The 13,078-nt window shown below is 45.7% G+C and carries 13 protein-coding genes; 7 read left to right on the forward strand and 6 right to left on the reverse strand.

What is annotated here, in order from left to right; translation table 11 throughout:
* Positions 1 to 120: 120 nt before the first annotated feature.
* From hutH to hutC, 5 genes are all read right to left on the reverse strand, one after another.
* A complete protein-coding gene (gene hutH, locus ATB78_RS06555; RefSeq protein ID WP_039985177.1) occupies positions 121 to 1,656 on the reverse strand; it encodes a histidine ammonia-lyase in 1,536 nt (511 codons plus the stop codon).
* Positions 1,657 to 1,667: 11 nt separating this feature from the next.
* Entirely contained in the window at positions 1,668 to 3,365 is a 1,698-nt protein-coding gene (gene hutU, locus ATB78_RS06560) for a urocanate hydratase (RefSeq protein WP_020194865.1), read from the reverse strand.
* A gap of 69 nt (positions 3,366 to 3,434) precedes the next feature.
* Complete coding sequence (gene hutG, locus ATB78_RS06565) at positions 3,435 to 4,448, reverse strand: formimidoylglutamase (RefSeq protein ID WP_061008149.1); 1,014 nt, start codon at positions 4,446 to 4,448, stop codon at positions 3,435 to 3,437.
* Between the two features lies 1 nt (position 4,449).
* Positions 4,450 to 5,700 carry an imidazolonepropionase gene (gene hutI, locus ATB78_RS06570; RefSeq protein WP_061008150.1) on the reverse strand — a complete coding sequence of 417 codons (1,251 nt, stop codon included), beginning with the start codon at positions 5,698 to 5,700 and terminating at the stop codon, positions 4,450 to 4,452.
* 120 nt (positions 5,701 to 5,820) lie between these two features.
* Positions 5,821 to 6,528 (reverse strand): histidine utilization repressor, encoded by a 708-nt coding sequence (hutC, locus tag ATB78_RS06575; RefSeq protein ID WP_005536165.1) that lies wholly within the window; start codon positions 6,526 to 6,528, stop codon positions 5,821 to 5,823.
* Between the two features lie 193 nt (positions 6,529 to 6,721).
* On the opposite strand from hutC, the gene ATB78_RS06580 reads away from it, so the two are divergent.
* The gene (locus ATB78_RS06580; RefSeq protein WP_061008151.1) at positions 6,722 to 7,465 is read left to right on the forward strand and encodes a sporulation protein; all 744 of its coding nucleotides are present in this window, start codon (positions 6,722 to 6,724) and stop codon (positions 7,463 to 7,465) included.
* 5 nt (positions 7,466 to 7,470) lie between these two features.
* Here the strand turns inward: ATB78_RS06580 and ATB78_RS06585 are convergent, their stop codons facing one another.
* Positions 7,471 to 8,460: a DUF3187 family protein gene (locus ATB78_RS06585; protein ID WP_061008152.1), complete on the reverse strand. Its 990-nt coding sequence runs from the start codon at positions 8,458 to 8,460 to the stop codon at positions 7,471 to 7,473.
* Between the two features lie 295 nt (positions 8,461 to 8,755).
* Here ATB78_RS06585 and thrS point away from each other — a divergent pair, with 295 nt between their 5' ends.
* From thrS to ATB78_RS06615, 6 genes are all read left to right on the forward strand, one after another.
* Positions 8,756 to 10,684, forward strand: a complete 1,929-nt coding sequence (gene thrS, locus ATB78_RS06590) for a threonine--tRNA ligase (RefSeq protein WP_009705874.1) — start codon at positions 8,756 to 8,758, stop codon at positions 10,682 to 10,684.
* Between the two features lie 3 nt (positions 10,685 to 10,687).
* Complete coding sequence (gene infC, locus ATB78_RS06595; protein ID WP_074050532.1) at positions 10,688 to 11,239, forward strand: translation initiation factor IF-3; 552 nt, start codon at positions 10,688 to 10,690, stop codon at positions 11,237 to 11,239.
* Positions 11,240 to 11,356: 117 nt separating this feature from the next.
* Complete coding sequence (gene rpmI, locus ATB78_RS06600) at positions 11,357 to 11,551, forward strand: 50S ribosomal protein L35 (RefSeq protein ID WP_009705876.1); 195 nt, start codon at positions 11,357 to 11,359, stop codon at positions 11,549 to 11,551.
* Between the two features lie 40 nt (positions 11,552 to 11,591).
* Positions 11,592 to 11,945, forward strand: a complete 354-nt coding sequence (rplT, locus tag ATB78_RS06605) for a 50S ribosomal protein L20 (protein WP_004727974.1) — start codon at positions 11,592 to 11,594, stop codon at positions 11,943 to 11,945.
* Between the two features lie 235 nt (positions 11,946 to 12,180).
* Positions 12,181 to 12,726, forward strand: coding sequence for a GNAT family N-acetyltransferase (locus ATB78_RS06610; protein ID WP_061008153.1), 546 nt, complete (start codon positions 12,181 to 12,183; stop codon positions 12,724 to 12,726).
* A 59-nt stretch (positions 12,727 to 12,785) separates the two neighbouring features.
* On the forward strand, positions 12,786 to 13,070 hold the full coding sequence (locus tag ATB78_RS06615; protein WP_061008154.1) for a MazG nucleotide pyrophosphohydrolase domain-containing protein: 285 nt from the start codon (positions 12,786 to 12,788) through the stop codon (positions 13,068 to 13,070).
* The last annotated feature ends 8 nt before the right edge of the window (positions 13,071 to 13,078 follow it).

Below are 13,078 nucleotides of genomic sequence, written 5' to 3' on the forward strand. Positions count from 1 at the left end.
TGTTATGCATTATTCAGTATGGCCATAAATCCGCGATTTACCATATTATTGAGGGACTTGATGCGTATAAATACAATAAAGGCTCCAAGAAGGAGCCTTTAGGGTCATTAGCACAATAGATTAATGCACGCTTGGCAGTAAGCTTTCTGGCATCAATGCGTTATGCAGAGCAAGCTTGAGTAGGGCATTGGCTTGCTCGATATCTGGCGCGAAGTAGCGGTCTTTATCGTAGAACGACACTTTCTCGCGCAGCATTTGCTTGGCAATTTCGATACGCTCCGAAGATTTGTTTGGCGCACGGAAATCCAACCCTTGCGCGGCTGACAAGTATTCAACCGCCAAAATACCACGCGTATTTTCTCCCATCTCTTTCAAACGACGAGCGGCGAAAGTCGCCATTGATACGTGATCTTCTTGGTTTGCTGATGTTGGCAAGCTATCGACAGAAGCAGGGTGAGCCAGTGTTTTGTTTTCACTCGCCAGCGCAGCCGAAGTAACCTGAGCGATCATAAAGCCCGAGTTTACGCCGCCATTGTCGACCAAGAATGGAGGAAGCTTAGATAGAGCACTATCAATAAGCAGTGCCATGCGACGCTCTGACAAGCTACCAATCTCTGCAATCGCAAGTGCAAGGTTATCCGCCGCCATAGCAACGGGCTCAGCATGGAAGTTACCACCAGAGATGATGTCATCGTCTTCTGCAAACACAAGCGGGTTATCTGACACCGAGTTCGCCTCTACTTGCAGAGTGTCTGCCGCATTGCGAATTTGCTGTAAACAAGCACCCATAACTTGAGGCTGACAGCGCAGAGAGTAAGGGTCTTGAACCTTCTCACAGTTGGTATGGGATTCACCGATCTCACTGGTCGCTTCTAATAGGTGTCGATACGCTAACGCCGCATCCATTTGGCTACGATGGCCACGGACTCGGTGGATACGAGGATCGAACGGACGACGGCTGCCTAGTGCTGCTTCTACCGACATCGCGCCACAAACGGTCGCAGATGAGAACAGATCCTCGGCAATAAATAAGCCCTCTAACGCAAACGCCGTTGACGCTTGAGTACCGTTAAGTAGTGCAAGGCCTTCTTTAGGTGCCAGTGTGATTGGCTCTAGACCAGCAATTTGCAGAGCTTCTAAGCCAGAAATGACTTTGCCATTATGACGCGCTTGGCCCTCGCCAAGAAGAACCGTACTCATGTGAGCAAGCGGCGCTAAGTCACCGGATGCACCGACAGAGCCTTTTTGAGGCACGCATGGATATACTTGTGCGTTCACAAGGTCAATCAGCATGTTGATGACTTTCAAACGTAAGCCTGAGAATCCACGCGCAAGGCTATTGATTTTCAGCACCATCATCAAACGAACAGTCTCATCTGACATAAATTTGCCGATGCCCGCAGCATGAGAAAGCACAATACTGCGTTGCAGCGTTTCTAGATCTTCCGGCGCAATACGAGTGTTTGCAAGTAGACCGAAACCCGTATTGATGCCATAAACGGTGCGATCTTCTGCAATCACTCGGTCGACAACTTGAGTGCTTTCCTCAATGGCCGGAATGGCTTCTGGATCGAGAGTAAGGTTGACAGGTGAGCGGCTCACCTGACGTAGTTCGTTTAAGCTAATATGGCCTGGCTTTAGCGTTAAATTGAGCATGTCTTTCATCCTTACTTCAGCTTTTTCAGTTCTTCATTGAGCATTGGCAAATCCAGTTTTTGCTCAGCTGCACATTGTTTTGCGATGTCATATCCCGCATCGGCATGACGCATAACCCCCGTCGCTGGGTCATTGTGAAGTACACGAGCAATACGCTCAGACGCATCATCACTACCGTCACAACAAATCACCATACCTGAGTGTTGAGAGAAGCCCATGCCAACGCCGCCACCATGGTGAAGTGATACCCAAGTTGCACCGCCTGCGGTGTTCAATAGGGCGTTAAGTAATGGCCAATCTGATACGGCATCAGAGCCATCCATCATGCCTTCAGTTTCGCGATTTGGGCTGGCTACCGAGCCTGAGTCTAAGTGGTCACGGCCAATAACAACCGGTGCTTTCAGTTCACCGTTTTTCACCATTTCATTAAAGGCTTGACCTAGGCGCTCACGGTCTTTCAGACCCACCCAACAGATACGTGCAGGCAAACCTTGGAACTGAATGCGTTCACGTGCCATGTCTAGCCAGTTATGTAGGTGAGGGTTATCTGGAATCAGCTCTTTAACTTTTTGGTCGGTTTTGTAGATGTCCTCTGGGTCGCCAGACAACGCTGCCCAACGGAAAGGACCAATACCTTCACAGAACAAAGGTCGAATGTAAGCTGGTACGAAACCTGGGAAATCAAACGCGTTTTCTACGCCTTCTTCCAACGCCATTTGACGGATATTGTTTCCGTAATCCAATGTTGCAGCGCCGCGGTTTTGCAGCTCTAGCATGGCTTGAACTTGCACTGCCATTGATTGTTTCGCCGCTTTCACTACGCCGGCTTCATCTTGCAAGCGCATTTCTGCTGCATGAGACATGCTCCAACCTTGAGGCAAGTAGCCGTTCAATGGGTCGTGCGCAGAGGTTTGGTCTGTTACTACGTCTGGCGTGATGTTACGTTCCACAAGCTCAGGGAAGATGTCTGCTGCGTTACCTAGTAGACCGACAGAAATAGGCGTGTCAGACTCTTTGATCATCGCCAGCGCTTCATCTAAAGATGTGGCTTTCTTGTCGACGTAGCCTGTGCGTAGGCGGTAATCTATGCGTGACTCGTCACACTCAACAGCAATCATTGAGAAACCTGCCATTGTCCCAGCTAGTGGCTGAGCGCCGCCCATACCACCAAGGCCGCCAGTTAAAATCCAACGACCTTTTGCATCGCCGTTAAAGTGCTTTTTAGCTACCGAGACAAAGGTCTCGTAAGTGCCTTGAACAATGCCTTGTGAGCCGATGTAAATCCAGCTACCTGCAGTCATTTGTCCGTACATCATCAGGCCTTCTTTATCGAGCTCATTGAAGTGCTCCCAGTTGGCCCAATGTGGTACTAGGTTTGAGTTCGCAATCAGAACGCGTGGCGCATTTTTATGAGTCGGGAAAACGCCCACGGGCTTGCCTGATTGAACGAGAAGAGTTTGGTCATCGTCGAGCCTTTCTAACACTTCAACAATCTTATCGAAGCATTCCCAATTTCGTGCTGCTCGACCGATACCACCGTATACAACGAGCGAGTGAGGGTGCTCGGCTACGTCTGGATCAAGGTTGTTCATCAGCATACGAAGTGGGGCTTCCGTCAGCCAAGATTTGGCGCGCAGGTCGGTACCGCGTGGAGCACGAATTGTTCTGCTGGTATCAAGTCGTGGATCTTGTCCTTGGCGCTGTGTCATTTTAAGACTCCTTTAGTTTCACGTGTGTACCAAGTCTGTGCTTGGCTATTTAATCGTTATTGGGTTTGGTTATTTAGGCTTGTGGTTTTTCTCTGCCATGGCATTGGCGATGTCCCAACAAAGGCGGGCTGCCAATCGAGCTGTTTGGCTATCGACGTCATAAGTGGGGTTGTACTCGGCAATGTCTGCAAGCATGAGTTTGTTTTTGTAATGTAGGATTCGGTCGAGAAACGGCGAAATGATGTCGTAGCTGACCCCTCTCGCTGCTGGAGCGCTTACACCCGGAGCAGTTGCCGCAGGGAACACGTCCAAATCAATCGTTAGATAGAGGTAATCGCAGTCATCGATGAAGTGCTGTAGCTGCGTTAAATGGTAGCTGTGGTTCATGTAGCAAAGCTGTTTGTCTTCCACATACCAAACGTTGAGTTCGTCCGCTTTCTGGAATAGGGCTTTGGTATTGCTGCTGCGACTGACGCCAATGCAAGCGTAGTGAAACTTCCAATCATTGCGTTGGCAGAAGTCATGGATTTGATTAAATGGTGTCCCTGAGCTCGGTTTTACATCTGCCAGCGAACTTTCAAAAGCGCGCAGGTCAAAATGTGCGTCGAAGTTGATAATGCCAATCTTCGGCTGCTTTTCTGGGTGATGAGTTTTAAAGTATTCGGCCAAACCAGAAAATGACGCCCATGCGATCTCGTGCCCGCCACCTAGGACGACGACCGGCGTATGGGGTAGTGCTTGAGCAACCGTGGCTGCGCATTGCGATTGGCTGCTCTCTAGTAAGTCGTCTTCGCAAACGACGGTGCCGAGATCGTAAAGTGGTGCATCTTGGTGCCAAGCGAGATTGGCTAGGGCACGACGGATCAAATCCGGTGACTTTTTCGCACCAATACGGCCTTTATTTCTGGCAACACCTGCATCGGTAGCAAAACCAAGGATCGAGACGCCTTCGCTTTTGCTCGGTAACTCTTCGACAGAAATATTTTTAATCACGTGGTGAACACGTTTACCCAGTTCTCCATCTTCTGCATCGTGGCGACCTTGCCAGTGAAATGGAGCGGCATTTGGATCTGATTGAGCCATGTTACAGTCCTCCGTGAGAGACATATTCACCATTGACTATACGACCTACCAAACGTTTTGCGCCGACTTGGTAACTAAGGTCTGCTGGGTGTTCGATATCCCAAATTGAGAAGTCAGCGTCATAACCGACTTCAATCACGCCACGAGATTCCCCATAACCCAATGCTTTTGCTGCATTCTGGGTAACACCACGCAGCGCTTCTTGTGGCGTTAAGCGGAACAGAGTGCAAGCCATGTTCATCATCAGGGTTAAATCTGCGAACGGTGACGTGCCAGGGTTGATATCTGTCGCTATTGCCATTGGCACCTTGTGCGTTCTAAGCAAATCGATAGGTGGTAATTGGGTTTCACGTAAGAAGTAAAATGCACCAGGTAGCAAGGTTGCGACGGTAGAAGAGTTAGCAAGTGCACGTACGCCCATTTCATCCAGATATTCAATATGATCGGCAGAAAGGCCATTGTATTGGGCGGTTAAAGCCGTACCACCTAAATCAGAGAGCTGCTCAGTATGGCCTTTCACATGCAAGCCATGTTTTTTTGCTGCCTCAAAGGCCCGCTCTGTTTGCGCTAAGTTAAAACCAATCGATTCACAAAACACATCGACGCTGGTGGCGAGCTTTTCTTCTGCCACGAGGGGAATAATGTCATCACAAATATGTTGGATGTAATCATCAGCTCGGTCTTTAAATTCTGGTGGAAGTGCATGAGCGGCGAGCAGGGTTGTGGTGATTTTTACTTTGCGCTCTTGCTCTAAAGCTTTGGCTGCTCGCAGCATCTTGATTTCATCATCTAGCGTGAGACCGTAACCAGACTTAACTTCGATAGAGGTAACGCCACTGGCAAGTAACCCATCTAAACGTGGTAGAGCGAGCTCGATAAGTTGTTCTTCAGTGGCGGCACGAGTGGCATGAACGGTAGAGAGAATACCGCCGCCTTGCTTGGCGATTTCTTCATAAGGCACACCATTGAGGCGCATTTCAAACTCGTTGGCTCGATTTCCGGCGTAAACGAGGTGAGTGTGACAATCAATCAAACCTGGCAACAAAAGCTTGCTTTGAAGATCAATGGTTTGTTCGTAGTAGTCCGGATTCAGGATGGATTCGGTTTCTGCACTGTCTTCGCCTTTTGCTGCGGTGCTGAGTGCAACAATTTTTCCTGACCGAATGCCGACGCGAGCAAGGGGAGAGGGTAGGTAACCTTGTTCTCCTTCTTGCATAGTGACGAGGCGTGCATTTTCAATCAGCAAATCCATTCTGATGTTTCCTTCTGATTTGTATCTTTAAATGTATATACAAATAAATAGGAGAAAAAAGCATCACTGACAAGGCTAATGTTGCTGAAATGTGATCAAAACGAAGAAGTAACGCCTAGTTTATAGCAGGATCTTAGAGCTTAATTTGTACTTGTTGCCCGGATGATAAAGGAGAGCTGTGCTGACCAGTTTATCTTGACTCCATGTACGGCGATTAAGCAGCAAACACGGTTCGTTGGCTTGCATTTTTAGGTCTTGTTTTACACGAGCGTCGGGGATAATCGCTTCGACAGTGTGTTCGATGGCACTGAGTGGGCAGTTGCCCGACAAGTACTGGTTTGGCGTCATACAAGTGAAATCTTGTTGCAAGTAGTTGGGCGCATATTGGCTGTTGACCCAACGCAGTTCTAGTTGGATCGGAGTGTGATCTTCAAAATGGACAATCTCACTGTAAAACACTGTGGTGCCAAGCATGACGCCAAGTTTGGTCGCAATACTGTCATCGGCTTTGATGGAGATTTGTTGCAACACTTCACTGTGATGCTCTCGTCCACGGTTGCTGATTTCATCGGCAATGTTGCGAATGTCTAAAAGTGGAGATTCAGACTTTTCTGCTGGATCGCAAACAAAGGTACCGAGGCGTGGTCGGCGTTGAAGTTTGCCTTCATTCACTAAATCTCGGATCGCTTTGTTGACGGTCATACGGCTCACACCAAACTGTTCCGTCAATTCGATTTCTGTTGCGATACGATGACCAACCATCCACTCACCCGAATCAATTTTATCGAGGATAAATCGTTTGATTTGCATATAGAGTGGTGCAGACATAAAGGTTTCCTTTTAATTGACTATACAAATAGTGCGTAATCTATAGACAAATTGCAAACAGACATACGTATTTTGTGCAGTGATAAAAGGAATTAGTCCGCATTCTTGTCGTCTATTGCTTGCAGGAGTTTCATCAGTTGTGTAAACAGAGACTTATCAGAATAACGAAAACAGACAGTCACAAAGGAATCGCATGTTTAAAAAACTAAAAGCGTCACTCGGTATCGGCTCAGCAAAAGTAGATACGATTTTAGATGAGATGAGTGTGTATCAAGGCGCGACTTTGCGTGGTCACGTTCAAATTAAAGGCGGTGATGTTGAACAACAAATCGATGCCATTACCATTAAATTGAACACAGAAATGAAAGTGGAAGAAGACGACAGTGTTAGCTACCAAACTTTCACCATTGATCAATTGAAAGCGGTTGAGCCGTTTGTCATTCAACCGAATGAAGAAAAACAAGTACCTTTTGAACTTAAACTGCACGATGAAACGCCCATCACAGCCGTTAACGCACATAAAAACCAGTGTCACGTGTGGGTTGAAACCACGCTAGATATCGACTTTGCAATTGACCCTCGAGATAGAGATTACATCGAGGTCAAGCCGTTACCAGTGGCTTCACGCGTAATCCAAGCAATTGAGCAAGCCGGTTTTACGATGGTAAAAGCAGATGTTGAAAAAGGCTTCTTGCGTGGGAATACCTTCTCTTCACGTTCGGGTATTTACCAAGAATTAGAATTCCGCAATAACGGCTTCGTTTCTACGAAAGAGATAGAGCTTTCCTTTATCTTAGATGGTGGGACTATCCATTGTTTAGCAGAGATTGACCGCTCGTTTAGTATGTCGGGTGACCAATACCGTTCGTTCTCATTACCGATCGGGGCTTCTGATTCACAAGTTGCGGCAGCCATTGCGCCAACATTGAACCTGTAATATTTCTAGCTCTCATTATCTGGAGCGAACAAGTACCGATATCCAAATGTAAAGGCGATATCGGTACTGTTATCCATATTCCTCGCATTCTCAATCGCCATGACCTCGATAGCAGAGTTCTCCATTAAATAACGATCCCCGATCACGAACCCATTCGATGCGTCGGCAAACTCACTCGGGCCCTCTGTCGAACCTTGATACCAATGATATTCAAGTATGAAGTGGTGATTGTTTTTTAGTGCATAGCGATAACCGCCAGCGAAGGCGGCGGTGTTATGTCGATAGGGGAAATTAGCGAGCGCTTTATCACTGTTTCTAAAGGTCATTCCTGCCATCGAATAGAATACATTGGCTACATTGAATCGATAGGTGTAGTTGATTTGTACCCCTTGCTCAAAACTGTTGCCTTTGAAAGAGCCATGAGCAACATCGTTATAGTAGAGGCTTCCACCAACAGACAAACCATGATATTCATTTTGTATTATTTGGTATTGGATATACGTTGAGAGGTTGTTCGCTAGCGTTTCACCTTCAAAATCCTCTATTAAAATGTCGTAGTCAGGCATCGACATATAAAAGCGGTTCTTGTCGACTTCATCACGTCCATTTTGTCCAATACCAAATAGGTCGTGAAAGCTTTCGGTCAATCCATCTAAATGGTTATCCGCAGCAAAGACCCAACGATAGTTCAGTTCCAATTGCCACTTTTCATCGATTTGCCACTTACCGCCTAACTCGAGTTGGTTGTGGTAATAATCGAGTGAATAGTCGCTGGTATGCGCCCAGACACTCGCTATTGTGCCCGAACCATACGCTTCAACATAACCAGAGGGGAGGGCATATCCGGAGCGAAGCATGTTCGTGTGGCTGACAACTTGCACTGGAGATTGAGCATAGGAACGTAGTGGACCATACAAATCTGAAGCGCAGATTGCCGGCGCAGATAGGAGAATGGTGCAACTCATGAGCGTAGGTTGCCATCTTAAATCCATCATGATGAGAGCCTAAAGTGAGATTACTCAATAGATTAACTATAGTTTTATCATGTTTTGAATGCCGTTCAATTGTATTAATTCCTCAATCTTTACTTATCGATGAATTTGTTGTGATGAAGTTTCAATGACATTTTGAAATCGCACTTTGCATTCTAAATGTGAGCTATGTACAATCCTTGTTCCGATGAAGGTCCGGTATTCGTGTTACTGAGCGATCGTCATCGACTCTCGAAATATCTTCTAATTTGAATAACATGTGTTGCTTGGTGTGCAACACCACTGTAAAGGACATAGCATGCCTATTATTACTCTTCCTGACGGCAGTCAGCGTCAATTTGACAACCCAGTTTCTACTATGGAAGTTGCGCAATCGATCGGTCCTGGTCTTGCAAAAGCAACTATCGCTGGTCGTGTAAACGGTAACCGCGTTGATGCGTGCGATCTAATTGAAGAAGACGCAAGTCTTGAGATCATCACAGTAAAAGATGAAGTCGACGGTCTAGAAATCGTTCGTCACTCATGTGCTCACCTTCTTGGTCACGCTCTTAAGCAGCTTTACCCACAAGCTAAAATGGCGATTGGTCCAACCATCGACAATGGCTTCTACTACGACATCGACTTAGATGAGTCTCTAACGCAAGAAGATCTTGAAAAGATTGAAAAGCGTATGAAAGAGCTAGCGAAAACCAAGTACGAAGTTGTTAAGAAAAAAGTGAGCTGGCAGGAAGCACGTGATACGTTTGAATCACGTGGCGAACCATACAAAGTGGAAATCCTAGACGAAAACGTATCTCGTGATGATCGTCCAGGTCTTTACCACCATGAAGAATACATCGACATGTGTCGTGGTCCTCACGTTCCTAACATGAGCTTCTGTCAACATTTCACTCTATTGAATGTTGCGGGTGCTTACTGGCGTGGTAACAGCGACAACAAAATGCTTCAACGTATCTACGGTACTGCTTTCCACGATAAGAAAGCACTGAAAGCGCACCTAACTCGCTTAGAAGAAGCGGCGAAGCGTGACCACCGTAAGATCGGTAAGCAACTAGACCTATTCCACATGCAGCAAGAAGCACCTGGTATGGTGTTCTGGCATCACAATGGTTGGTCTGTTTTCCGTGATCTAGAAGTATTCATCCGCTCTAAGCTAGATGAGTACGGCTACCAAGAAGTAAAAGGTCCGCTAATGATGGACCGTGTTCTTTGGGAACGCTCTGGTCACTGGGACAAATACGCAGATGCAATGTTCACGACTTCTTCTGAAAACCGTGAATACGCAATCAAGCCAATGAACTGTCCAGGTCACGTACAGATCTTTAACCAAGGTCTTAAGTCGTACCGCGACCTACCGTTACGCATGGCTGAGTTTGGCTCATGTCACCGTAACGAACCATCTGGTGCACTACACGGCATTATGCGTGTACGTGGCTTTACTCAGGATGACGCTCACATTTTCTGTACTGAGAGCCAAATTCAAGAAGAAGTAACAAACTGTATCAAGATGGTGTACGATACGTACCAAACATTTGGTTTCGACAATATCGTAGTGAAGCTGTCTACTCGTCCAGAAAAACGTGTAGGTTCAGACGAAATCTGGGATCAATCTGAAGAAGCATTGAAACAATCTCTTGAATCGATGGAAATCCCATACGAAATTCAAGAAGGCGAGGGTGCATTCTACGGTCCTAAGATCGAATTCACTCTATACGACTGTCTAGACCGTGCGTGGCAGTGTGGTACTGTTCAGCTAGACTTCAACCTACCAGGTCGCCTAGGTGCAACTTATGTAGGTGAAAACAATGAACGTCTTGTACCGGTAATGATTCACCGTGCAATTCTAGGTTCACTAGAGCGTTTCATTGGTATCCTTATCGAAGAATATGCTGGTTTCTTCCCAACTTGGTTGGCGCCAGAACAGGCAATTCTTATGAACATCACTGATAAACAATCAGAATATGTTCAAGAAGTAGTACAAAAACTACAAAAAAGTGGAATTAGAGCTAAAGCGGACTTGAGAAATGAGAAGATTGGCTTTAAAATCCGCGAACACACTTTGAAGCGTGTACCGTATATGCTTGTAGTCGGTGACCAAGAGATGGAAGCAGGCGAAATCGCAGTACGTACTCGTAAAGGTAAAGATCTCGGTAAATTTAAAGTGGATGATTTTATCGCATACATCCAAGACGAGATCTCTAGCCGTAAGCTCAATCTGGAGGAATAAGCTATTAAAGGCGGAAGACGCGGCCAACAGCCGGTAAAACAAAACCCACACCGTATGAACGGTGAAATTCGTGGCGTTCGTGAAGTTCGACTAACTGGCGCTGACGGTGAATCAGTTGGTGTTGTATCGATTCAAGAAGCGATCGCAGCTGCTGAAGAAGCAGGCATGGATCTTGTGGAAATCAGTCCTAACGCTGAGCCGCCAGTCTGTCGTGTTATGGACTACGGCAAATTCCTCTTTGAAAAGAGCAAATCTGCTAAAGAGCAGAAGAAAAAGCAAAAACAGGTTCAGATTAAGGAAGTAAAATTCCGTCCTGGAACTGATATTGGAGACTATCAGGTAAAACTACGCAACCTGACGCGTTTCCTTGAAGAAGGCAACAAAGTGAAGGTAACAATTCGCTTCCGTGGCCGAGAAATGGCACACCAAGACATCGGTGTTGACGTTCTTCATCGCTTGAAAGAAGACACTGTAGACTTTGCTGTAGTGGAATCTTTCCCAAGTAAGATCGAAGGTCGTCAGATGATCATGGTTCTTGCCCCTAAAAAGAAGTAATTAACGGCTCATCAAGTAATTAAGACCTGGCCGTTTCCCTTTTAAAGGTAAACGGCTGGGTTTTGTTCGCCCTAATTACGTTGTTTATTAAACCTACTCAATGCGGAGTTATTCATCATGCCTAAGATGAAAACCAACAAAGGTGCTGCTAAGCGTTTTAAGAAAACTGCTGGTGGTATTAAGTACAAGCACGCTACAAAACGTCACATTCTGACTAAGCGTACTACTAAGAACAAGCGTCAGCTACGTCCAAATGCAATTCTTCCACGTTGTGAAGTTGCTGCAGTTGTTCGTATGTTGCCATACGCTTAATTCTTTTTAGTTATCAATCGTTTAGTTTAGGAGAAGCATAATGCCTCGCGTAAAACGTGGTGTACAAGCTCGTGCACGTCATAAGAAAGTTCTAAAACAAGCTAAAGGTTACTACGGTGCACGTTCACGTGTTTACCGCGTAGCTTTCCAAGCAGTTACTAAAGCTGGTCAATACGCTTACCGTGACCGTCGCGCTAAGAAACGTCAATTCCGTCAACTATGGATTGCACGTATCAACGCAGCATCTCGTCAAAATGGTCTATCTTACAGCCGTTTCATCAACGGTCTTAAGAAAGCATCTATCGAGATCGACCGTAAGATCCTAGCGGACATCGCAGTATTCGACAAAGCAGCATTTGCTGTTCTAGTTGAAAAAGCGAAAGCTGCTCTTTAATTAGCAGTTTAGGATTAAGAGAAGGAGAGCATTAGCTCTCCTTTTTTATTGCTTTCTGTTTCTTCTACCATAAACTCTCCCGTTTCCCGTTTCCCGTTTCCCGTTTCCCGTTTCCCGTTTCCCGTTTCCCGTTTCCCGTTTCCCGTTCATATCCCAACTCTGACGAAATCAGTTGCTCTAGTGGCTGGGTTTGTTATTTTGCCTCTACTCATCAAATCATGGATAAGGAGCATCTGTGTTACCGAGCTATTGGGAATCAAAGCGTTTAATCTTTTCTACTTTTGATACAACACAGGCTGAGCTAGCCAAATCTCTATTCGATTCTAATCATCAAAAAGTGGTTTATGACCATACTTTTCGTGATTGGCCAATTGCAGAATATCAAGCGCTGATTTCAAAGAGTTCTCTACCAAAAAATCCCGATGACCTCGAAGCTTTTTACCTCAGAAAAATATCGACACAGGAGGGGGAGCCGATAGGTTATATCCAACTCGAACTGAATTTTCCGTACAAAGGGTGTTTATGGATCCCTATGCTGTGTCTTATTCCTGACTATCAATGTAGAGGTTTAGGAAAGGAAATCGTCGATAGTGTATTGGACGTTGCTCTTGAGTATGCGCCTTTCAATAAAGCCATGCTAAATGTGTACGTTGAGAATACTGACGCTTTTCGCTTTTGGTTTAAGCAAGGCTTCAATCACATAGAGCAATTTGATGATACTGAGCATGAGTTAGGGCGCGAGTACCATTGCATTGTCCTAAGTAAAGGAATATCGCGTTAAATCATTCTGTTATCTACTTATGATAGGGTTTATTAGGATTACAAACAAAAGGATTAGAAATGGATATTCGACAACTACAAGCGCATATAAAAGAGTTTGATCACGACCCGGAACAGAAACAGCATTATTTCCTCAAACTGATTGAAGAAGTGGGTGAGTTGTCTGAATCGATTAGGAAAGACGCCACTGGACAACCGACAGAGGACACAATTAAAGGAACAATCGCGGAAGAACTCTACGACGTACTCTATTATGTTTGTGCATTAGCCAATGTTTATGAAATAGATTTGGAACAAACGCAGAAAGTGAAAGAGATACTGAACAAACGAAAATACAACCGCTAGGGAAGGGG

The sequence above is a fragment of the Vibrio sp. CUB2 genome (assembly GCF_001557945.1).
Classification (GTDB): domain Bacteria; phylum Pseudomonadota; class Gammaproteobacteria; order Enterobacterales; family Vibrionaceae; genus Vibrio; species Vibrio owensii.